General features: G+C 69.3%; 23 protein-coding genes and 1 pseudogene. 15 read left to right on the forward strand and 9 right to left on the reverse strand.

What is annotated here, in order from left to right; genetic code table 11:
• Positions 1-32: 32 nt before the first annotated feature.
• From AMK34_RS24915 to AMK34_RS24950, 8 genes are all read left to right on the forward strand, one after another.
• A complete protein-coding gene (locus AMK34_RS24915) occupies positions 33-2,132 on the forward strand; it encodes a bifunctional polysaccharide deacetylase/glycosyltransferase family 2 protein (RefSeq protein WP_241832844.1) in 2,100 nt (699 codons plus the stop codon).
• An 84-nt stretch (positions 2,133-2,216) separates the two neighbouring features.
• Positions 2,217-2,615, forward strand: coding sequence for a DUF948 domain-containing protein (locus AMK34_RS24920; protein WP_037343892.1), 399 nt, complete (start codon positions 2,217-2,219; stop codon positions 2,613-2,615).
• Positions 2,612-2,920 carry a hypothetical protein gene (locus AMK34_RS24925; protein WP_037343894.1) on the forward strand — a complete coding sequence of 103 codons (309 nt, stop codon included), beginning with the start codon at positions 2,612-2,614 and terminating at the stop codon, positions 2,918-2,920. The genes AMK34_RS24920 and AMK34_RS24925 overlap by 4 nt, the downstream gene beginning before the upstream one ends.
• A 100-nt stretch (positions 2,921-3,020) precedes the next feature.
• Positions 3,021-5,684, forward strand: a complete 2,664-nt coding sequence (gene alaS, locus AMK34_RS24930) for an alanine--tRNA ligase (RefSeq protein ID WP_073846958.1) — start codon at positions 3,021-3,023, stop codon at positions 5,682-5,684.
• On the forward strand, positions 5,677-6,180 hold the full coding sequence (ruvX, locus tag AMK34_RS24935; protein ID WP_038515635.1) for a Holliday junction resolvase RuvX: 504 nt from the start codon (positions 5,677-5,679) through the stop codon (positions 6,178-6,180). Before alaS ends, ruvX begins: the two co-directional genes overlap by 8 nt.
• Positions 6,181-6,527: 347 nt before the next feature.
• The gene (gene mltG / locus AMK34_RS24940; RefSeq protein WP_073846959.1) at positions 6,528-7,973 is read left to right on the forward strand and encodes an endolytic transglycosylase MltG; all 1,446 of its coding nucleotides are present in this window, start codon (positions 6,528-6,530) and stop codon (positions 7,971-7,973) included.
• A gap of 13 nt (positions 7,974-7,986) precedes the next feature.
• Complete coding sequence (locus AMK34_RS24945; RefSeq protein WP_241832867.1) at positions 7,987-8,817, forward strand: shikimate dehydrogenase; 831 nt, start codon at positions 7,987-7,989, stop codon at positions 8,815-8,817.
• Positions 8,818-8,979: 162 nt separating this feature from the next.
• The gene (locus AMK34_RS24950; protein WP_073846961.1) at positions 8,980-10,233 is read left to right on the forward strand and encodes a GrpB family protein; all 1,254 of its coding nucleotides are present in this window, start codon (positions 8,980-8,982) and stop codon (positions 10,231-10,233) included.
• Between the two features lie 65 nt (positions 10,234-10,298).
• Here AMK34_RS24950 and AMK34_RS24955 read toward each other — a convergent pair whose 3' ends face one another.
• Positions 10,299-10,967, reverse strand: a complete 669-nt coding sequence (locus tag AMK34_RS24955; protein WP_038523833.1) for a TetR/AcrR family transcriptional regulator — start codon at positions 10,965-10,967, stop codon at positions 10,299-10,301.
• A 17-nt stretch (positions 10,968-10,984) separates the two neighbouring features.
• On the reverse strand, positions 10,985-11,407 hold the full coding sequence (locus AMK34_RS24960; RefSeq protein WP_038515630.1) for a hypothetical protein: 423 nt from the start codon (positions 11,405-11,407) through the stop codon (positions 10,985-10,987).
• Between the two features lie 140 nt (positions 11,408-11,547).
• Here AMK34_RS24960 and AMK34_RS24965 point away from each other — a divergent pair, with 140 nt between their 5' ends.
• Entirely contained in the window at positions 11,548-12,747 is a 1,200-nt protein-coding gene (locus AMK34_RS24965; RefSeq protein WP_073846962.1) for an endonuclease/exonuclease/phosphatase family protein, read from the forward strand.
• A 3-nt stretch (positions 12,748-12,750) separates the two neighbouring features.
• On the opposite strand, the gene AMK34_RS24970 is transcribed toward AMK34_RS24965, so the two are convergent.
• Positions 12,751-13,380, reverse strand: a complete 630-nt coding sequence (locus AMK34_RS24970) for a maleylpyruvate isomerase family mycothiol-dependent enzyme (protein WP_073846963.1) — start codon at positions 13,378-13,380, stop codon at positions 12,751-12,753.
• Positions 13,381-13,393: 13 nt separating this feature from the next.
• A complete protein-coding gene (locus AMK34_RS24975; RefSeq protein ID WP_038523830.1) occupies positions 13,394-13,729 on the reverse strand; it encodes an NIPSNAP family protein in 336 nt (111 codons plus the stop codon).
• A 48-nt stretch (positions 13,730-13,777) separates the two neighbouring features.
• Here AMK34_RS24975 and AMK34_RS24980 point away from each other — a divergent pair, with 48 nt between their 5' ends.
• Positions 13,778-14,719, forward strand: a complete 942-nt coding sequence (locus AMK34_RS24980; RefSeq protein WP_073846964.1) for a D-2-hydroxyacid dehydrogenase family protein — start codon at positions 13,778-13,780, stop codon at positions 14,717-14,719.
• Here AMK34_RS24980 and AMK34_RS24985 read toward each other — a convergent pair.
• From AMK34_RS24985 to AMK34_RS25000, 4 genes are read right to left on the reverse strand one after another with little or no spacing between them, the layout of a single operon-like run.
• Entirely contained in the window at positions 14,709-15,533 is an 825-nt protein-coding gene (locus AMK34_RS24985) for a serine hydrolase domain-containing protein (RefSeq protein ID WP_073846965.1), read from the reverse strand. The two genes, AMK34_RS24980 and AMK34_RS24985, sit on opposite strands and share 11 nt — an antisense overlap.
• A 59-nt stretch (positions 15,534-15,592) precedes the next feature.
• A complete protein-coding gene (locus tag AMK34_RS24990) occupies positions 15,593-15,859 on the reverse strand; it encodes an HPr family phosphocarrier protein (RefSeq protein WP_007031200.1) in 267 nt (88 codons plus the stop codon).
• A gap of 40 nt (positions 15,860-15,899) precedes the next feature.
• Entirely contained in the window at positions 15,900-17,156 is a 1,257-nt protein-coding gene (locus tag AMK34_RS24995; RefSeq protein WP_037343920.1) for a PTS transporter subunit EIIC, read from the reverse strand.
• On the reverse strand, positions 17,153-17,941 hold the full coding sequence (locus tag AMK34_RS25000) for a GntR family transcriptional regulator (RefSeq protein ID WP_038515621.1): 789 nt from the start codon (positions 17,939-17,941) through the stop codon (positions 17,153-17,155). Before AMK34_RS25000 ends, AMK34_RS24995 begins: the two co-directional genes overlap by 4 nt.
• A 225-nt stretch (positions 17,942-18,166) precedes the next feature.
• Between AMK34_RS25000 and AMK34_RS25005 the strand changes: the two are divergent.
• Positions 18,167-18,412 (forward strand): annotated as a pseudogene (locus AMK34_RS25005) (glucose PTS transporter subunit EIIB); the annotation flags it as partial.
• Positions 18,409-18,864, forward strand: a complete 456-nt coding sequence (locus AMK34_RS25010) for a PTS sugar transporter subunit IIA (protein WP_016333082.1) — start codon at positions 18,409-18,411, stop codon at positions 18,862-18,864. The pseudogene AMK34_RS25005 and the gene AMK34_RS25010, both read left to right, overlap by 4 nt.
• A 60-nt stretch (positions 18,865-18,924) precedes the next feature.
• On the opposite strand, the gene AMK34_RS25015 is transcribed toward AMK34_RS25010, so the two are convergent.
• Positions 18,925-19,365 (reverse strand): QcrA and Rieske domain-containing protein, encoded by a 441-nt coding sequence (locus tag AMK34_RS25015; protein ID WP_073847185.1) that lies wholly within the window; start codon positions 19,363-19,365, stop codon positions 18,925-18,927.
• A 132-nt stretch (positions 19,366-19,497) separates the two neighbouring features.
• Between AMK34_RS25015 and AMK34_RS25020 the strand changes: the two genes are divergently transcribed.
• From AMK34_RS25020 to AMK34_RS25030, 3 genes are read left to right on the forward strand one after another with little or no spacing between them, the layout of a single operon-like run.
• Positions 19,498-19,866, forward strand: coding sequence for a hypothetical protein (locus tag AMK34_RS25020; protein ID WP_038515616.1), 369 nt, complete (start codon positions 19,498-19,500; stop codon positions 19,864-19,866).
• Entirely contained in the window at positions 19,863-20,375 is a 513-nt protein-coding gene (locus AMK34_RS25025; protein ID WP_073846967.1) for a sigma-70 family RNA polymerase sigma factor, read from the forward strand. Before AMK34_RS25020 ends, AMK34_RS25025 begins: the two co-directional genes overlap by 4 nt.
• On the forward strand, positions 20,372-21,001 hold the full coding sequence (locus tag AMK34_RS25030) for an anti-sigma factor family protein (protein ID WP_073846968.1): 630 nt from the start codon (positions 20,372-20,374) through the stop codon (positions 20,999-21,001). The genes AMK34_RS25025 and AMK34_RS25030 overlap by 4 nt, the downstream gene beginning before the upstream one ends.
• The last annotated feature ends 35 nt before the right edge of the window (positions 21,002-21,036 follow it).

Below are 21,036 nucleotides of genomic sequence, written 5' to 3' on the forward strand. Positions count from 1 at the left end.
CCGGAGGAAACCCCTTGTCCCACCATCGGCGATTGCCGCCGCCCAAGGCGCATTGGGCGCTGCTGGCGACCCTGCTGTTCGCCGTCACCGTCCTGCTGGGATTGACCGCCCTGGTCGGCGGCGGGTTCGCCGCCGACGGGACACCCAGGACCGTGGCCGCGACGCAGGTCCCGGCCGCGGTACGCGACGGCGGCCCGATCATCGACCCGCGCGGGGCCGAGCCCGTCACCTCCCGGCTTCAGCCCAAGACCGTGGCGCTCACCTTCGACGACGGTCCCGATCCGGAATGGACGCCGCGGGTCCTCGATGTCCTCGCGCGGCACGGGATCCACGCCACGTTCTTCGTGACGGGCGGGCAGGTGACGCGTCATCCCGGGCTGACGGCGGACATCATCGGGCGTGGTCACGAACTCGGGAACCACACCGCCACCCACACCGACCTCGGCGCGGCAGGCGACGTCCGGGCGCAGATCGAACTCCGGGCCACCGACCTCGCCATCGCCGGTGCCGCCGGGACGGGGACCTCATTGGTCCGGCCGCCTTATTCGTCGACCGCCGACGCCGTCGACGACGCGGGCTGGCGCGCGGCGAGCCGCCTCGGCGGCGAGGGCAGGCTGATCGTGCTGTCCGAACTCGACTCCCAGGACTGGCGGCGGCCCGGTGTCGACGCCATCTCCGCCGCGATCACCCCTCGGACGGACGACGGCGCCGTCGTCCTCCTACACGACGCGGGCGGAGACCGTTCGGAGACCCTCGCCGCACTCGACCGCGTGATCCCCGAGCTCAAGGCCAAGGGCTGGCGATTCGACACCGTCAGCGGGGCCGCCGGGCTCACCGGGACCACGGCCGGAGTGGACGGACTCACCCGCTTCGGCGGCTGGCTCCTGATCGCCGCCGTCCAGACGGGCGAAGCCCTCTCGACGGCGCTGGGCTGGCTGCTCGTCGCGGCGAGTGTGCTCGCCCTCCTGCGCACCGTGCTGGTCCTTCTCACCACGGCGATCCACGTCAGACGGGGCAGGGCCGCGCCCTCGCGCCCGCCGGTGCGGGAGCCGGTGACCGTGATCGTCCCCGCCTACAACGAAGAGGCCGGGATCGAGGCGACCATCCGCTCGATCCTCGCCTCCGACCACCATCCGACCTGGGTGATCGTGGTCGACGACGGGTCCACCGACGGCACCGCCGACGTCGTCGAGCGGCTCGCCCTGCGCCGCGTCACGCTGATCCGGCAACAGAACGCGGGCAAACCGGCCGCGCTCAACACCGGTCTCGCCGCCGCCCGCACGGAACTGGTGGTCATGGTCGACGGCGACACCGTGCTCGAACCCGGCACCGTGGGCGCGGTGATCCAGCCGTTCGCTGACCCTTCCGTCGGCGCGGTCTCGGGCAACGCCAAGGTCGCCAACCGCGGCGGCCTGCTCGGCCGCTGGCAGCACATCGAATACGTCATCGGTTTCAACCTCGACCGGCGGATGTACGACGTCGGCGAGTGCATGCCGACGGTGCCCGGCGCGGTCGGGGCCTTCCGCCGGTCGGCGGTGCTCGCGCTCGGCGGCGTCCCCGAGGACACCCTCGCCGAGGACACCGACCTCACGATGGCGCTGGAGCGCGACGGCTGGCGGGTGGTCTACGAACAGGAGGCCCGCGCCTGGACCGAAGCACCAGCGACGCTGGGGCAGCTGTGGAAACAGCGCTACCGCTGGTGCTACGGCACGCTGCAGGCGATCTGGAAGCACCGGGGCGCGGTCGTCGCCAAGGGCGCGGCGGGCAGGCTCGGCCGTCGTGGCATCCCTTATCTGCTGCTGTTCCAGGTGGCGTTGCCCGTGCTCGCGCCGTTCGTCGACGTGGCCGCCCTTTTCGGCGTGCTGACCGGGGACTGGAAGACGGCCTTGCTGTACTGGTCGGTGTTCCTGCTGCTGCAACTCGTCCCGGGCGTGATCGCCTTCCGGCTCGACCGGGAATCGCTGCGCCCGCTGCTTTTCCTTCCGCTGCAACAGTTCGTCTACCGCCAGCTGATGTACCTCGTGGTCATCCAGTCGGTGATGACGGCGCTGGCCGGCGCCCGGCTGCCGTGGCACAAACTCGATCGCCTCGGCCAGAGCGCTCCACCGAGGTCACTTGTGGACGCTGAGTGACCGTCCGGCGGGGTGGCACCGCCGGAAGGCCGCCTGCGCGGTAACCTCACGAGCACCAAGACCGCAGACCCTTGAGGAGGGCCCGTGTCGGCAGGGCAGATCGCCGCGCTGATCGCCGCAGGAGCATTCGTCGTACTCGTCGTGCTGCTGGCGATCGTGCTGTTCAAGCTCGGCCGGACCCTGGACGAGGCCACGATCGCCATCCGCAAGGCGCACGAGAACACCGACCCGCTGCTGATCGGCGCGAACGAGACGATCACGCACGTCAACACGCAGCTGGAGCGGGTCGACGGCATCACGGCCAACGCGCAGGCCGTCTCCGGCAACGTGTCCGCGCTGTCGTCGGTGTTCACCGCGACGCTCGGTGGTCCGCTGGTGAAGACGGCCGCGCTGTCCTACGGCCTCAGCAAGGCCATCAAGGCCCGCCGGAAGAAGGCGGAAGCGAAAGCCTCCCGTCCGGCGAGGAAGCGGGGCCGCAAATGAAGCGCCTGTTCTGGCTCGGCGTCGGCGTGGTCGCCGGGGTCGCCCTGTCACGCAAAGCGACGGAAACCGCTCGCCAGGCCACGCCCGCGGGGTTAGCCTCGAACCTGGGCGACGCCGTGCGGGAACTCGCGGGCGCCGTCGGTTCGTTCGGCGCGGAGGTCCGCGCCGGGATGAGCGAGCGGGAACAGGAGTTGCACGACATGGTGTCCGAACGGACCGGCTTGAGCACGGCCCCCGTGACCGAGGGCAGGCACGCGGCACAGTCGCGGCGCCCGGTCCGGCGAGCTCGCCGGGCGGAGGGCTGATCGGGTCGCGCCCGCAACCGGAAGATCCCCAGCCCTTCGCCGTTCCCGCCTGTCCGCATTCCCAGCGCCTTCGCGCGAGCCCGTATACAAGGACGATCCCGTGGAAACACACGAAATCACCAAGCGTTTTCTGAGCCATTTCGAGAACAAGGGACATACGCGCGTCCCGAGCGCGCCGCTGATCCTCGACGACCCGAACCTGCTCTTCGTCAACGCCGGCATGGTCCAGTTCAAGCCGTACTTCCTCGGCGAGGCCCCGCCGCCGTACCCGCGCGCGACCAGCGTCCAGAAATGCGTCCGCACGCCGGACATCGACGAGGTCGGCAAGACGACCCGGCACAACACCTTCTTCCAGATGGCCGGGAACTTCTCCTTCGGCGACTACTTCAAGGAAGGCGCCATCGAGGCGGCCTGGGAGCTGATCACCAAGCCCCAGAGCGAAGGCGGCTACGGCCTCGACCCGGCGCGCATCTGGGCGACCGTCTACGAGGACGACGCCGAGGCGGCGGGTCTGTGGAAGAAGCTCACCGGCCTGCCCGGCGAGCGCATCCAGTCCCGTGACGGCAAGGACAACTACTGGGACATGGGCGTGCCCGGTCCCGGCGGCCCGTGCTCGGAGATCTACTACGACCGCGGCCCCGACTACGGCCGCGAGGGCGGCCCGGTCGCCGACGAGGACCGCTACATCGAGATCTGGAACCTCGTTTTCATGCAGGACGTGCGGGGCGACAAGAGCCCGAAGCACGGCCACAAGCCGATCGGCGAGCTGCCGAAGAAGAACATCGACACCGGGATGGGTGTCGAGCGGGTCGCGACGATCCTGCAGGGCGTCGAGAACGTCTACGAGACCGACCTCGTCCGCCCGGTGATCGGCCGCGCCGAGGAGTTCTCCGGCCGCCGTTACGGCTCCGACCACGCCGACGACGTCCGCTTCCGCGTCATCGCCGACCACGCCCGCACCGGTGTGCTGCTCATCGGCGACGGCGTCACCCCGGGCAACGACGGCCGCGGCTACGTGCTGCGCCGTCTGCTGCGCCGCATCATCCGCTCCGCGCGCCTGCTCGGCGTGCACGAGCCGGTGCTGCCCGCCTTCGCCGCGGTCGTCCGCGACACGATGGGCCCGACGTACCCCGAGCTGGTGTCCGGTTTCGACCGCATCGAGGACGTCGTGCGCGTCGAGGAGGAGGCCTTCCTTTCCACGCTCACCAGCGGTTCGCGCATCTTCGACCTCGCGGCCGAGGAGACCAAGCGGTCCGGTGGCTCGCTGCTGGCCGGCGACAAGGCTTTCCAGCTGCACGACACCTACGGTTTCCCGATCGACCTGACGCTGGAGATGGCGTCCGAGCAGGGCCTGACCGTCGACGAAGAGGGCTTCCGCACGCTCATGAACGAGCAGCGGCAGCGCGCGAAGGCCGACGCGGCGTCGCGCAAGACCGGTCACGGCGACCTGTCCGAGTACCGCAAGGTGCTGGAGCAGCACGGCGAGACCGAATTCCTCGGCTACACCGACCTGCAGGCCGAGGCGAAGGTCGTCGCGCTGCTGGAAGACGGCGTGCCGGTCTCCCGTGTCGGCGCGGGCAAGAAGGCGGAGCTGGTCCTGGACCGCACGCCGTTCTACGCCGAGAGCGGTGGCCAGGTCGCCGACACCGGCGTGCTGCTCGGCGACGGCGTCGAGCTCAAGGTCCACGACGTGCAGAAGATCGTGCCGGGCCTGTTCGTGCACCGGGTCGAGGTGCTCGACGGCGAGATCGGCATCGGCGGCGCGCTGACCGGTTCGGTCGACCAGCACCGACGCCTGTCGATCGAGCGGTCGCACTCCGCGACGCACCTGGTGCACGCCGCCGTGCGCGGCGCGTACGGCAAGCGCGCGGCGCAGGCCGGTTCGCTGAACTCGCCGGGCCGGATGCGCTTCGACTTCACCACCTCCGGCGGGGTGTCGGCCGACGTGCTGACCGAGGTCGAGGAGGAGGTCAACGACTATCTCCAGACCAACGTCGAGGTGAACACCTTCGTCACCACGAAGGACAAGGCCCTCGAACTGGGCGCGGTCGCGCTGTTCGGTGAGAAGTACGGCAACGACGTCCGCGTCGTCGACATGGGCGAATACTCCCGCGAACTCTGCGGTGGCACCCACGTCGACCGCATCGGGCAGCTCGGCCTGGTGAAGCTCGTGGGCGACTCGTCCATCGGTTCCGGCGTGCACCGCGTCGAAGCGCTCGTCGGCACGGACGCGCTCAAGTACGTCCGCAAGGAGCAGCTGCTCGTCTCGCAGCTCGCGAGCACCTTCAAGGTGCCCTCGGAGCAGCTGCCGTCGCGGATCGACGACGTGCTCACCCGGCTCAAGAACGCCGAGAAGGAGATCGAGCAGCTGCGCACCCAGCAGGTGCTCGGCTCGGCGGGCTCGCTCGCGGACAAGGCAGAGGACATCGGCGGGATCGCGGTCGTCGCGGAGAAGCTCGGCGAAGGCGTCGACTCGAACGGTCTGCGCGCGCTGGCTTCGGACATCCGCGGCAGGCTCGGCGACCGGCCCGGCATCGTCGCGCTGTTCGCCCCGCAGGGCGAGAAGGTCGCCTTCGTCGTCGCCACCACGAAGGCGGCGCAGGCGAAGGGCGTCGCGGCGGGCAAGCTCGTCCCGTCGTTCGCCGAGGCGATCGGCGGCCGTGGCGGCGGCAAGCCGGACATGGCCCAAGGCGGGGGTACCAACCCGGCCGGGGCCGACCAGGCCATCGCCTCCCTGCGCGCGGCGGTCGCCCAAGTTGGCTGACGACGCCCCTCAGCGGCGCCCGGATCGGCCTGGGGAGTCCGATCCGGGGCGCGGCAGGCGGCTCGGGGTGGATGTCGGATCCGTCCGGGTCGGGATCGCGCTCAGCGATCCCGACCCCATCCTCGCGAGCCCGCTCGTTACCCTCACTCGCGACGCTGCGGCCGACAAGGACGTCGACCAGCTCGTCGAACTCGTCACGGAACACGACGTGGTCGAAGTCGTCGTCGGCCTGCCGAGGACGCTCAAGGACCGTCACGGCCCGGCGGCCGAAGCGGCACTCGACTACGCCGGAAAGCTCGCCGCCAGGATCGCCCCGGTCCCGGTGCGACTGGCCGACGAGCGGTTGACCACGGTGACGGCATCCAGGATGCTGTCGCAGCGTGGGGTGAAGGGACGTAAGCAACGTGCCGTCGTCGATCAGGCGGCCGCGGTCGAGATCCTGCAGGCGTGGATCGACGCGGTAGCGGCACATCGCGCACGGAAGGGCGACACATGACCGAGCCCCACGGCCGGCCCGAACGCCGTCAGGGCGGAAGACGACGGTTGCGGGAGCCTGAAGAGGCCATCCAGCCACCGGCCCCGCCACGTCGACGGCCCGAGCCCCAGCCGACGGGACGACGGCACATCCGCGAGGAGCCGCCCGTACGGCGTCCGGCGGAAGAACCGCCGCGGGCCCGCCGGTCGCCGGAAGAGCCACCGCCGCGGGCCCGGCGCGCCGCCGACGAGCCGCCGCCCCGGGCACCGCGTCCGGCGCCTGCCAGGCGGGCTCCGGAACAGGCGGTCCCTCCGCCGCCTCCCGCGCCGCAGCGGCGGTCCCCCCAGCCGGGTGACCGGGGTATCGGCATGCCCGCCTACCCCGAGGACGAGACCCCCCGCCCCGGCCGCCGCAGGCGCCGCGAGGACGACGGTCCGCTCCCGGACGAGCGGCCGACCGACATCCTCCCCGCGATCCAGGAGGCGCCGCTGGCCCGGCGCCCCGGCGCGGCTCCTTCTTCGCCGCCTCAAGGCAGCGAAGAGGAATACAACGAGATCTTCGGCGACGACGCGTACGACGACTATGACGAGTACGACGACTACGAGGATTACGAGGAATACGACGACGAGGACCGTGCCGAACCGGAACGCATCGAGGACGAGCGCCCGGAACGCCAGGGGCCGCCGCCCAAGAAGCGCAAGAAGAAGCGCGCGCTGGGGTGGATCGCCGCGCTGACGGTGCTCGTCCTGCTCGCCGGCGGCGCCTACTACGGCTTCACCGAGATCTTCGGCTACGACGACTACGAGGGCGCCGGCGAGAGCGACGTCCTCGTCCAGGTGGAGAAGGGCGACTCGACGTCGGCGATCGGCAACCGGCTGCAAGCGGCCGGGGTGGTCGCCAGCGGCAAGGCGTTCGTGAAGGCGGGCGAGGACAACACCGCCGTCTCGCGGCTCCAGCAGGGCTACTACGTCATGAAGACGAAGATGTCCGGGGCCAGCGCGGTCGAGAAGATGATCGCCCCCGCGTCGAAGGTCGGCCAGGTCGAAATCCGGCCGTACACCCAGTTCCACGACATCACCCAGCCCGACGGCAAGGTGACGCCCGGGGTGTACACGTTGCTGTCCAAGGCTTCCTGCGCCGACCTGAACGGCACGAGCACCTGTGTGCCGGTCGAGGAACTGCGCAAGACGATCGAGAACGCGGACCTGGTGAAACTGGGCGTCCCGGCGTGGGCCATCGAGCCCGCGACGAAGGCCGAGCACAAGGACCGCCGCCTCGAAGGACTGATCGCCCCGGGTATCTACGACATCAAGCCCGGCTGGACGGCCGAAGAACTGCTCAGCTACGTCGTGAAGACGTCGGCTGACCGCATCCTCAACGCCGGGCTGAGCGAGCAGTCGAAGGGCGAGGGGAAAACGCCGTACGAGACGCTCGTCATCGCGTCGATCATCGAACGCGAGGCGGTGAAGGCCGACTTCGGGAAGATCTCGCGGGTCATCTACAACCGGATCGACAAGAAGATGCGGCTCGAGATGGACTCCACGATCAACTACGTCCTCGACCGGCCGACCCTGCTCACCAAACCCGAAGAACGGGAAAAAGCGGGCGTCTACAACACCTACAAGTCGGTCGGCCTGACCCCGACACCGATCGCGGTCCCGAGTGCGGAGGCCATCCAAGCCGCGCTGAAGCCGACGGCGGGGGAGTGGCTGTTCTTCGTCAAATGCGAGAAGAACGGGCTTTCCTGCTTCGCGGTGACCTTCGACGACCACCGGAAGAACCGGGATGACGCGGTGAGGCGCGGTGTCATCTGACCGCAAGGCCGCGATCCTCGGGAAACCGGTCGAACACTCGCTCTCGCCCGTGCTGCACGGTGCCGCGTTCCGCGCGCTGGGCCTGGACGGCTGGACGTACGAGCGGGTCGAGATGGACGGTCCCGGGCTGCCCGCGTTCGTCGACGGCCTCGGTCCGGAGTGGACCGGGCTCTCGGTGACGATGCCCGGGAAACGGGCCGCGCTGGACCACGCCGACGAGGTCACGCCACGCGCGGCGGCGGTCGGCGCGGCGAACACGCTGGTGCGCCGGGAATCCGGCTGGCTGGCGGACTGCACCGACGTCGACGGCGTCACCGAGGCGCTGCGGATCGCGGGGGAGTACTCGCCCGGCCCGGACGACGCCGCCGTCGTTCTCGGTGCGGGCGGGACGGCAGCCGCGGCCGTCGTCGGGCTGGCCTCGCTCGGCGTGCGGACGGTCCGGCTCGTCGTGCGGGATCCGGCGCGGGCGACGGAAACGGTCGAGGCGGCTCAGCGGGCCGGGCTCGACGTCGAGGTGCTGCGCTGGGCCGAAGCCGACTTCGGGAAGCTCGCGGCGGATTCGGCGGTGCTGGTGAACACCGTGCCCCCGGACGCCGTGCGGTCGCATCTGGCGGAGCTGTCCGGGATCGGGTGCGTCCTCGACGTCATCTACCACCCCTGGCCGACCGCGCTCGCCGAAGCCGTCGCCGAGCGGGGCGGGCGGCTCGCGACCGGGCTGGACATGTTGCTGCATCAGGCTTTCGGGCAGTCCGAGTACTTCACCGGGCAGCCGGCGCCGCGGGCGGAGATGCGGGACGCGCTGCGTGAGGCGACCGGCGGGATCCTTTCCCTGCCGATCGGCTGAGGTACATGAAGGCCCCCTTCCTTGCGTCTAGCGCAAGGAAGGGGGCCTTCATGTACCCCAGAACAGGACCGGTGAGCGGAACCTTCTTCGGTGAAAGCGCCTGACAAGATCGCCTGGGTTCGATAATCTGGCCGACTGCCTTGAGGAAGGAACAAGGGGTCGATGCCTAAACCAGATCGAGACCACTACACCGAAGAAGACATCAACAACTCATGGGTCGATGAGGCTCCGGTCATGAATTCCACCGTCACCCTGGCCGAATACGACCCGGAGTGGCCCGGACTGTTCGACCGGGAAGTCGAACGCATCAGGGGGATCCTGGGGGAACGCGCGCTGGTCCTGGAGCATGTCGGCTCTACGTCGGTGCCGGGACTGTGCGCGAAACCGATCATCGACATCATGCTGATCGTCGCGGATTCGGACGACGAGGAAACCTATGTGCCGCAGCTGGAGGCCGAGGGCTACAAACTCGTCATCCGCGAGCCGGAGTGGGAGAAGCACCGCTGCTTCAAAGGGCCGGACACGAACATCAACCTGCATGTCTACTCGCCGGACAACGGCCAGACCGAGCGCTACCGCCTCTTCCGCGACCGGCTCATCGCGCACGAGGACGAGCGGAAGCTCTACGAGGCCAAGAAACGCGAACTGGCGTCGCGCACCTGGAAGTACATCCAGCATTACGCCGACGCCAAGAACGACGTGATCGACGAGATCATCGAGCGGGCTCGCGCGGCCCAGTACGACGGGTTCGCACGGCTCTACGCGGCGCACGCGGAGACCAGTAGCACCAACGCCCACTACGACCGTCCCGCCATCGTGGAGCTGGCCGGGGACGTGGCGGGCAAGCGGGTGCTGGACGTCGGCAGCGCGGCGGGACACTTGAGCGCCCTGCTCGCCGAGAAGGGCGCGGACGTCCTCGGCGTCGACGCCAGCTCGGGCATGGTCGCCGTCGCCAGGGAGAAGTTCGGGCACGTCGCGAAATTCGAGACGGCGGACGTTTCGCGGCCGATGCCCTTCGTGGAGGACGCCTCGATCGACGTCATCACGGCGTCGCTGGTGCTGCATTACCTGAAGGAGTGGGCGCCGGCGCTGGCGGAGTTCCGGCGGGTGCTCAAACCGGGCGGGCTCCTGGTGTTCTCGGTGCATCATCCGGGCGAGGACTGGCGGTGGTTCGAAAAGCGGAACTACTTCCAGCTCGAACTCCTGGAAGACGAGTTCCCGGCGGGGCAACAGGTCCGCTTCTACCGGCGGCCGTTGAGCTGGACGTTCGGCGCGGTGCGGGACGCCGGGTTCGCCGTCGACAGGCTCGTCGAGCCGATGCCGGACGAGGCGATCGCCGAATCGGACCCGCGGTGGTACGCGAAACTGCGGACCGAACCGCGGTTCCTGTACTTCCGGACCGTCCGGGAGTCCTGACCCACACCGCGTTTAGTCCTCTGGATGCGGTTTTCCCCTATCGCATTCAGAGGACTAAATGCGTGTCAGGCGACGTCGTCCCGCTTCGACAGGTCCCGGATCAGCGAAACGATCTCCCGGCTGACCGGCCGCAGCACCCGCAACCGCGAAAGCCCCACCAGCCGCGCGATCAGCGGCACCGTCCGTTCCACCAGGATCCGGCTGCGTTTCTGCCCGGCGGACCGGTCGTGGACCCAGAACAGCACGACCCCCATCTGGTACAGCCACAGCAGATCGGGCAGGTCGTCGCGCAGATCCGGGTCGAGTTTGACGTCGGAGTCGGCGATGACGTCGCGCATCAAGCCGACGGAGGCGTCCCGCGCCGGCGAAGACTCCTCGCTGAACGGGCTCAGCGGCGAGTCCGGGTCGGCGGCGTTGACGAAGAACTGGGTGCCGAAGCGGTGGTACGGCTCGGCGACGTCGAGCCAGGTGAGCAGGACGGTCTTGAGGCGGGCGCTGAAGTCCCGCTCACCTTCGATCGCCTGGCGCGCGTCCGTCAGGTGCGCCTTCGCGATCTCGTCGTAGAAACCCTGGATCAGCTGGTCTTTCGAGGCGAAGTAGTAGTAGGCGTTCCCGACCGACACGCCCGCTTCGGCGGCGATGGCCCGCATGGTCGTGCGGTCGTAGCCGTTCTCCGCGAACAGCCGCAACGCGGTCGCCACGATCAGTGACCTGGTTTCCTCACTCTTCGCCACCACTGCACGTTATCCGGTCAGGGCGCGGGGTGCGGAGCGGGCGCCGGGTAGCCGGGGTAGGGCGGCGGCACCGGCGCGGGCCGTTCGGTGGCGTGGCTGAGGTGCTTGCGCCGGATCCCGTTGAACACCAGCACGTTCCCGACGTGCATCACGCCGAGCACGAGCGCCACCGTGCCGACCTTGACCGACAGCATCTCGAAGACGTCGCGTGCGTCGAGGACGGTGTCGTCGCTGGTCAGGAACAGGGTCACGAAACCCAGGCTGACCAGGTAGAACCCGACGACGAGCAGCTGGTTCACCGAATGCGCCAGCGCTTGTTTGTCCTGGAAGACGTCTTCCAGGAACGTCTTGCCGTGCCTGCTCAGCGTGCGGGCGACCAGCACGGTCAACGGCACGGTGATGACCAGGTAGAGCGCGTAGGCCATGACTACGGGTTGCATGGGGACCTCCTTTTGAACGTGTTCAAGAAGAACCGTAGCCCAGATTTTGAACGCGTTCAAGAGACGCTGTTCACCTGAACCTCACCCCACCGGTCACGACGGATGCGTAAGGTCGCCTCGAACTCTGGGAGGTAAGGAACGTGAAACGCATCGCCGCCGTGCTCACTTCGGGCGCCTTGCTCGCCGGGACGCTGCTGGCCGCCACACCGGCGGAAGCCGCCGCCGGGCAGAACGTCCGCTTCGCGACGTACAACGCTTCGCTCAACCGCGGGGCCGCCGGTCAGCTCGTGACCGACCTGTCGCAGCCGGGCAACGCGCAGGCGAACGAGGTCGCCGAGGTGATTCAGCGCAACCGGCCCGACGTGCTGCTGATCAACGAATTCGACTACGTGCCCGGCAACCGCGCCGCGGACCTGTTCCGCGAGAACTACCTGAAGCGCGGCCAGAACGGCGCCGCCCCGATCGATTACCCGTACGCCTTCACCGCGCCCTCGAACACCGGCGTCGCGACCGGTTTCGACCTCGACCGCGACGGCAAGGTCGGCGGCGGCAACGACGCGCACGGCTTCGGCCTCTTCGAGGGCCAGTACGGCATGCTCGTGCTGTCGAAGTACCCGATCGACACCAAGAGTGTGCGGACGTTCCAGAAGTTCCTCTGGAAGGACATGCCGGGCGCGCTGCTGCCGGACGACCCGGCCACCCCCGCGCCGAACGACTGGTACTCGCCGCAGGCGCTCGACGTGCTGCGCCTGTCGTCGAAGTCCCATTGGGACGTTCCGATCCGGGTCGGCCGCTCGACCGTGCACTTCCTTGCCGCGCATCCGACGCCGCCCACCTTCGACGGTCCCGAAGACCGCAACGGCACCCGCAACAACGACGAGATCCGCTTCTGGGCGGACTACGTGACCCCGGGGAAGGGCCGCTACATCCACGACGACCGCGGCCGCCGCGGCGGGCTCGGCGCGCACGAGAAGTTCGTCATCGCCGGCGACCACAACTCCGACCCGCTCGACGGCGACAGCGTCCCAGGCGCCATCTCACGCCTGCTGAACGCGCCGCGCGTCATCGAGACCCGGCCGGGGAGCGAAGGCGGCGTACGGGCCGCTCAGGACCAGGCAGGCGCCAACATCGGGCAGAAGGGCGACCCGTACTTCGACACCGGCGACTTCAACGACAAGGCGCCGGGCAACCTGCGGATCGACTACGTCCTGCCGTCGAAGGGCCTGTTCCCCTGGCGTGCCGAGGTCTTCTGGCCGCTGCCCGATTCACCGCTGGCCCGGCTCAACGACACCTCGGACCACCACCTGGTGCGCGTCGACGTGTTCGTCCCGCGCCGGTAGGACTCAGCGGGCGCCGAGCAGCGCCGCGCCCGGGCCGGTCAAGGTGGCCAGCCCGGTGCTCCGGCCGCTCACGGACAGGAGCAGGTCGACGAGCGGGCCCCGGACCTCCTCGGGGCCCGTTCCGCCGGTCCAGTCTGCGTCTGTGGCGATCAGCCGGAGATCCTTGCAACGTTTCCTCGCGCCCCAGAACGGACTGACGAGCAGGTGCTCCAGCGCCGCGATGGCGGGCTTCTCCGGCATCGGGCGCGCGATACCGAGCGGGCGGGCGACGTCCTGGCCGTGGATGAGCACGTCGGCGAGCGGGTCGATCGGTTTGGCGCCGGGCGAACGGCGGGCCGATCCGGCGTCCTCGCGGATCTGGGCGACGAGTTCGGCGGGGGAGAACCGGGCGGCGTAGGCGATGGCCTGGTCGGTGTTCATCCGGTCCCAGTTCCCCTTGGCCTTCACGATGCCGGTGAGAGTGTCCTTGAGCCGGTTCCTGGTGGTCTGCGCGAGATGTCCTGCCATCGCGTGGACAGTCCACTCCGGACAGAGTGTCTTCGCGGACCAGTCCTCGTCCTCGAGCCCCTCCAGCAGTTCGGCGAAGCTCAGCCGCTCCGCTTCGGTCCAGGCCAGGATCCCGCCCTCGTGCATCCCGTTCCTCCGGTCACCGTTGTCCGAGCGCCTTGACCGCCTCTTCGGAGGCCTCCATGACGATCGTGTGGTAGCTCTCGATCCGCGAGACGATCGCCTCGCGCGGGCCCGTCAGCCAGGCCTCACTGCCATAGAACTCGCGTTCCTGCCGTTCGTGTTCTTCGAGAGAGCCGAATGCGCGGATCAGGTAGGCCTCTTCGTGTCCGTCCTCGGCGACCAGCGACCGTCCGAAATCGACGACCCGCAACCCCGCGCGCTCCAGCAGGGGAACGGACTCTTCGCGCATCACGCGGAGGAATTCCCCGCTCGTCCCGGGTTTCAACCGGTAGGTGCGGACTTCCAGGATCATGGTGGCCTCCCCGGGCATGGTTCCGGCGCCGACTCTAGCCTGGGGAGCATGAAGATCGCGATTCTCGACGACTACCAGGAAGTGGCGCTCGGTTTCGGGGACTGGGACTCCCTCGGCGCCGAGATCGAGGTGTTCACGAAGCCGTTCGCGGATCCCGCCGACGTGGTGGGCCGCCTGCGCGACTTCGAGGTCGTGGTGGCGATGCGCGAACGCACCCGCTTCCCCGCCGAAGTCCTCGACCGGCTCCCCGCGCTCAGGCTGCTGGTGAGCACCGGCCACCGCAACGCCGCGATCGACGTGGCCGCCGCCCGGCGCAACGGCGTGGTCGTCTCGTCCACCGGGTACATCGCGGCCCCCGCGGCCGAGCACACCTGGGCGCTGATCCTCGCCGCCGCGCGGAACGTACCGGTGGAGTCGCGGAACATGCGCGACGGCGGCTGGCAGACCACCGTCGGCACGATCCTGGCCGGCAAGACGCTCGGGCTGCTCGGGCTCGGCAGGCTCGGCGCCGGCGCGGCCAAGATCGGCCAGGCGTTCGGCATGGAGACCATCGCGTGGAGCCAGAACCTCACCCAGGAGAAGGCCGACCCGCACGGGGTGACCGCGGTGTCGAAGGACGAACTGTTCGCCCGCGCGGACGTCCTGTCGGTCCATCTGGTGCTCAGCGCCCGCAGCCGCGGGCTGGTCGGCGCGCCCGAACTCGCCGCCATGAAGCCGACGGCGATGCTGGTCAACACCTCGCGCGGACCGATCGTGGACGAGGCCGCACTGGTGGACGCCTTGCGCCGCAAGGAGATCGCGGTCGCCGCACTGGACGTCTACGACGTGGAGCCGTTGCCGTCGGAGCATCCGTTGCGGACGCTGGACAACGTCGTGCTCACCCCGCACATCGGCTACGTCACCCGGGAGGCCTACGAGATCTTCTACCGCGACGCGGTCGAGGACATCGCGGCCTTCCAGGCGGGTTCGCCGATCCGTGTCATGGAGTAGAGCCGCGCAGCTCCGCCAGCACGGCGTCGGTGTAGGGCGGCCAGACCTCGGCCGCCCACGGGCCGAAGGCGCGGTCGGTGAGCGCGACGCAGGCGGCGCCGGCGTCGGGGTCGACCCAGAGGAAGGTGCCGGACTGCCCGAAGTGGCCGAAGGTCCGCGGCGAGCTCGACGAACCGGTCCAATGTGGACTCTTGTGGTCGCGGATCTCGAAGCCGAGGCCCCAGTCGTTCGGCTTCTGGTGGCCGAAGCCGGGCAGGACACCGGAAAGGTCGGGGAAGACCACGGAAGTCGCCTCGCGCACCGTTTCGGCGGCGATGAGCTTCGGGGCCTGCAGTTCGGCGGCGAACGCGACCAGGTCGTCCACAGTGGACTCCGCGCCCGAAGCGGGGGAGCCGGTCAGCTTGGTCGCCTTCATGCCCAGCGGCTGGAAGAGCGCCTCCGCCTGATAGTCGGCGAAGGGAATGCCGGAATGCTCGGTGAGCGCGTCGGCGAGCTGTTCGAAGCCGGCGTTGGAGTACAGGCGCCGGTTGCCGGGCGCGGCCATCGCCTTGTGCTCGTTGAAGGCCAGGCCCGAGGTGTGCGCGAGCAGATGCCGGATCGTGGAGCCCTCCGGCCCCGCGGGGGTGTCGAGTTCGACGACGCCCTCTTCGATGGCGATCAGCGCGGCGTAGGCCGTGAGCGGTTTGGTCACCGACGCCAGCCGGTACACCTTCGTCGGGTCGCCGTGCGTGCCCAGCACGTCACCGGCGGCGGTCACCACGGCCGTGGCGGCGTTGTCCACCGGCCACTGTTCGATCCTGCGCACGCTTTCCATGCCAACACCCTACGAAGCCCGGGCCGGTCGGGGCGGCCCGGGCTTCGCAGGGATGGGGATCAGGCGTCGAGGTCGGTCGCCACCAGCTCGGCGATGGCGTCGACGGCCGCCTCGGCCCCCTCACCCTCGGCACTGATGATGACCTCGTCGCCGTAACCGGCGGCGAGCGTCATCAGGTTCAGCACGCTGCCGGCCGCGACCGGGTCACCGCCCGCCTTGGCGATGTGCACCGCGACGGGCTGCGCCGCGGCCGCCTTGGCGACCGTCGCCGCGGGCCTGGCGTGCAGGCCCACCTTGCTGGCCACGGTGACGCGTTTCTCCGGCATGTTCTTTCCCTTTCGTGCCTTTGGTTCTGCTGAGCTGAAACTACTTGACGGGCTTCGCCGCGGTGGCTTCGAGATCCGCCTCGATGGCGTCGTCCTCGCGGCCGGGGGTCCGCAGGTTCCACTTCTTGATCACGAACCGGAAGATCACGTAGTAGACGACCGCGTAGGCGAGACCGATCGGGATGAGCAGCCAGACGTTGCCGCTCGCCGCCGGGAGACCGCTGTTGAGCGCGAAGTCGATCGCACCGGCCGAGAATCCGAAGCCGAGGTGGATGTCGAGCGCGTTCACCAGTGCCAGCGACGTACCGGTCAGGACCGCGTGGATCAGGTACAGCGGCCACGCGACGAACATGAACGAGAACTCGATCGGCTCGGTGATACCGGTCAGGAACGAGGTCAGCGCACCGGCGATCATCACACCGCCGACGATCTTCTTCTGGCTGGGCTTGGCGCTCTGCCAGATCGCCAGCGCCGCGGCGGGGATGGCGAACATGAAGATCGGGAAGAACCCGGTCATGAAGGTGCCGCGGGTCGGGTCGCCCTCGAAGAACTTCGTGAGGTCACCGCCGTCGAAGATGAACCACACCGGCACGTTCAGCAGCTGGTGCAGACCGACCGGGATCAGCAGGCGGTTGAGCACACCGTAGATACCGCCACCGACCACCGGGGCGCCGGTGACCGCTTCGCCCGCGGCCTGGATGCCGTCGTTGACCCAGTGGAAGACCAAGCCCAGCGGCACCGCGAGGACCATCAGGGTCACCGCCGTGATGATCGGCACGAACCGGCGGCCGCCGAAGAAGGCCAGGTACGGCGGCAGCTTGATGCGGTAGAACTTCTGCCACAGCAGGGCGGTGACCAGGCCGACGATCACACCGGCCAGCACGCTGTAGGGCCACTTCATCGGGTTGAGCATCAGGCCCGCGGGCTTCTCGGGGTTCCAGCCGGGCAGCTCGGAGAACGGCGCGAAGACCTGGAGGACGCTGGTGAACACGAAGAAGCCGACCACGGCGGCCAGCCCGGTCGCGCCGTCGCTCTTCCGGGCGAAGCCGACGGCGATACCCACCGCGAACAGGAGCGGGAGCCAGCTGAACAGCGAGTTGCCCGCCGCGCCGAGCACTTCGGCGACCTTGTCCCAGCCGAGGCCGTCCTTGCCGAGGAGGTCGGGTTGGCCGAACCTGTTGAGGAGCGCGGCGGCGGGCAGGGCGGCGATGGGGAGCATGAGGCTACGGCCGAAGCGCTGAAGCCCGGCCAGTCCCTTGCCTTTGCCCTTCGCCCCCTCCGCGGTGGTGGAGCTCATCGGGTACCTCCGTAGTGAGGATGTTGACCGGAATCCGGGGTGTTCCGGTCCAGCTGCATGGTGACCTGGTAGTGATCGCCCCGGTACCAGGAAGTCATGTCTTCGATCGGTTCCCCGTTGACGCTGGAGACCCGGCGGAAGACAAGAAGCGGACTGCCGGCGCGCATGCCGAGCAGGCGTGCCGTTTCGCGGTCCGCGGATTCGGCCCAGACCGTCTGCCACGCGTGATCCGGGCGCAGGTCGTACGACTGGGCGAGTTGGACGTACAACGATCGGGTGAGATCGAGGTCGAGCAGACCGGGCATCCGGCCCGCGTGATACCAGCCGCGTTCGACCGCCAGCGGCACCCCGTCGGCACGGCGGAGCCGGACCAGGTGGTGCGCCGGGGTCCCGGCGGCCAGGCCGAGGGCGTGCGCCGAGGGGGCGGGCGGGACCTCGGTGGCGGTCTTGACGACCTCCGTGGTCGGCGTCATCCCGCGACGGCGCATGTCCTCGGTGAAGGACATCAGGTAGAGCTGCAGTTCCATCCGCCTCGCGGCGGTGAACGTCCCCTTGCCGCGCACCCGCGACAAGAGCCCTTCTTCGACCAGCTTGCCGATCGCCGAACGGACCGTGAGCCTCGACACCTGATAGGTCTCGGCGAGGTCACGTTCCGAGGGGATCGGCGAGCCGGGGGGTAGCTCACGCTCCACCGTGCGGCGCAGAATCTCCCGCAGCTGGGCGTGCTTGGGCGTCGGTCCGTTGATCACACGGTCGGACGGCGGCAGCTGCGCCGAAGCGCTCATGACGGTCACCGTCCTTTCGGGCCGGTCTGTTCGGGTAACCCGTACTCGCATCTGGTCCGGAAGATTGGTACGTTCCGGTCTAGACCAATGATCCGATGGGGCAGGATGCTCCGTCGCACGAGCGGGTGTCAACCACCGTTACGCGTTCGTGGCCAGGGATCGGGTGCGAGTCGGCGAACGGCGTAGTACAGCTGGTTCGCATGTGGGAAACCGACAGGGAACAGGGAGACCGCGATGGCGGATGACAGGGCGGAAAAGATCCTCGCGGGGCTCGGCGGTGCCGAGAACGTCATCGAGGTCGAGGGGTGCATCACCCGGCTCCGTTGTGAGCTCGAAGACATGAACCTGCTCGACGAGGCGGCACTGAAGGCCGCCGGCGCGATGGGCGTCGTGCGCATGGGGGCCGGTGTCCAGGTCATCGTGGGCCCCGAGGCCGACAACATCGCCAGTGAGATCGAGGATCTGCTGTGAGTCTCGAGATCCTCAGCCCGGTGAGCGGCAAGACGACCGCTATGACCGAAGTGCCCGATCCGGTCTTCGCGCAGGCGATGGTCGGCCCCGGCATCGCGGTCCTGCCCTCGGGCGGGCGCCAGGACGCGGTCGCCCCGGTGGACGGGACGGTCGTCACGCTGCACCCGCACGCGTTCGTGGTGGCCACCGAGGACGGCCGCGGCGTGCTGGTCCACCTGGGGATCGACACGGTGAAGCAGAAGGGCGAGGGGTTCACCCTCCACGTCGTCAAGGGCGAGGCCGTCCGTGCCGGGCAGCCGGTCGTCGGCTGGGACCCCGACGCGGTCAAGGCCGCGGGCTACTCGCCGATCGTGCCCGTGGTGGCGCTCGACGCGAAGGCGGAAGTCCTTTCCGGACTGCTCACCGGCGGCGACGTCGAGGCGGGCGACCCGATTTTCACCTGGGACAGCTGAAAGATCGCGAAAGGGTCCCTTTAGGACGGTGACAACGTCCTAAAGGGACCCTTTTCTTGTTTAGGCCGTGACGACCTGGCCGTTGGTGACCTTGACCGCGATCGAGGGCAGCGGCTGGTCCGCAGGTCCCTTTTTGACCGCGCCGGTCGCGGCGTCGAAGATCGAGTTGTGGCAGGGACATTTCAGCTCCGCGCCCTCGGGGACGACCGCGCACCCCTGGTGCGTGCAGATCGCGCTGAACGCGGCCGCCGTGCCTTCGGCGGTCCTGGTGACGATGACGTCCTTGCCGTCGGCGGTCTTGGCGGCCTTCGCCTGGCCGACCTGGATGTCGGAGAGCGCGGTCAAGGTCTCGCCCGGCGCCGCGGCGGGCGGTGCGGCGGTCGAACCGGACGGCGTGCTGTCGCTTCCGCAGGCCGTGAGGGCCACGGCCCCGGCGGCGGCACCGGCGACGGCGGCGCCGGTGGTCAGGACCTTGCGGCGGGAGTGGAGTTCGGCAGTCATGCCCATACACACGGTCCGGGCACCCATCCGGTTCAATTTCGTCGGCCATCGGGTGCCGGATTGAACCGCGAGGCCCTCTTTTCCGTGTTCAAAGGCATAGGGGAACCGAACACGCGGGAAAGAGATACGGACATGATCCGGTGGTTGTTACGGGCGGTGGTGGCGGCCGGCCTCCTCGGCTCGGCGTGGGTGCATTACGTCGTATGGCAGGACTGGGCCTCGGAAACGGCTGTGGTCGGCCCGCTCTTCCTGGTGAACGTCGTGGCGGGTGTGGTCATCGCGATCGCCGTCCTGGTCTGGCACCACTGGCTTCCCGCGCTCGCGGCGGTCGGCTTCGGTCTGGCCACGCTGGGCGCGTACGTGCTCTCGCTGACCACAGGGTTCTTCGGCGTCTCGGAACGCTTCACCACCCAGGCCGAGCTCTGGGGCCTGATCACCGAAGTGGCTTGTGTGGTCTTCGCCCTCCCGCTGCTCCTCAACCGCGAAAGCACGGATCGGTGAAGGAATTCGCGGAGGACCGGCTGATGCGGGCTCTGCACGATGAGCACGCGGCGGCGCTCTGGTCCTACGCACTGCACCTCACCAGCGGCGACCGGGTCCGCGCGGAGGACGTCGTCCAGGAGACCCTGCTGCGGGCCTGGCGCAACGCCAAGGTGCTCGACCAGACCGAGGGCTCGGCGCGGGGCTGGCTGTTCACCGTGGCGAGACGGATCGCCATCGACGACTGGCGGGCCGCCGAGGCGCATCCGGAGGTGGTGACCGGTCAACCGCCCGAAACGGCGGTCACGGACGGCACGGAACGGGCGGTCCAGGGCTGGCTGGTCGCCGAAGCGCTCGGTGAGCTCTCGCCGAGGCACCGGGACGTCCTGGTCCTGTGCTATTTCCAGGGTTACTCCGTCGCCGACGCTGCGAAGCGGCTGGGTGTGGCCGAAGGGACGATCAAGTCGCGGACGCATTACGCGTTGCGGGCGCTGCGGCTGATATTGGAGGAAAGAGGGGTGACTCAATGACCGACCCCTTCGCCACCTACGACGCGGCCTACGTGCTCGGTGCGTTGTCCCCGGAAGACCGGTCCGCCTACGAGAAACACCTTCGCGTCTGTGACCGGTGCGCGGCGTCCGTGCGCGACCTGGCCGGGATCCCCGGGCTGCTCGCCCAGGCGGGTGCTCCCGCCCTGCTGGAGGACGAACCGGCGCCCTCGCCGGAGCTGCTGCCGACCGTGCTCAAACGGGTCCGCCGGGGAAGGCGGATCCAACGGGCGATCACCACCACCGCGGCCGGGATGGCCGTGGCCGCCGGCGTCGCGCTCGTGGTCGTCCTGACCGGGCCGATGGCGGCGGCGGGCGACCCGATGACCCCGCTCGGCGACTACCCGGTGACCGCCGAAGTCGCCATGTCCGCCACGGACACCGGCACGAAGGTCGACATGACGTGCAGCTACGGCGGCAACCGCACCGGGGACTACATCCTGGTCGCCGTCGGCGCCGACGGCGGCACCAGCGAGCTCGCGTCCTGGCGCGCGATGCCCAAGGACACCGCGCATATCGTCGTCGGCACCGCGATGCGGACCGGGGACATCAAGGCGCTCGAGATCCGCACGCCCTCGGGTCTCCCGCTGCTGCGGATGAACCCCTGATCCCGGTGTCATGACAGGTCTTCGGTGCCGGGGGC

This window comes from Amycolatopsis sp. CB00013, from assembly GCF_001905755.1.
In the GTDB taxonomy this organism is placed as follows: domain Bacteria; phylum Actinomycetota; class Actinomycetes; order Mycobacteriales; family Pseudonocardiaceae; genus Amycolatopsis; species Amycolatopsis japonica.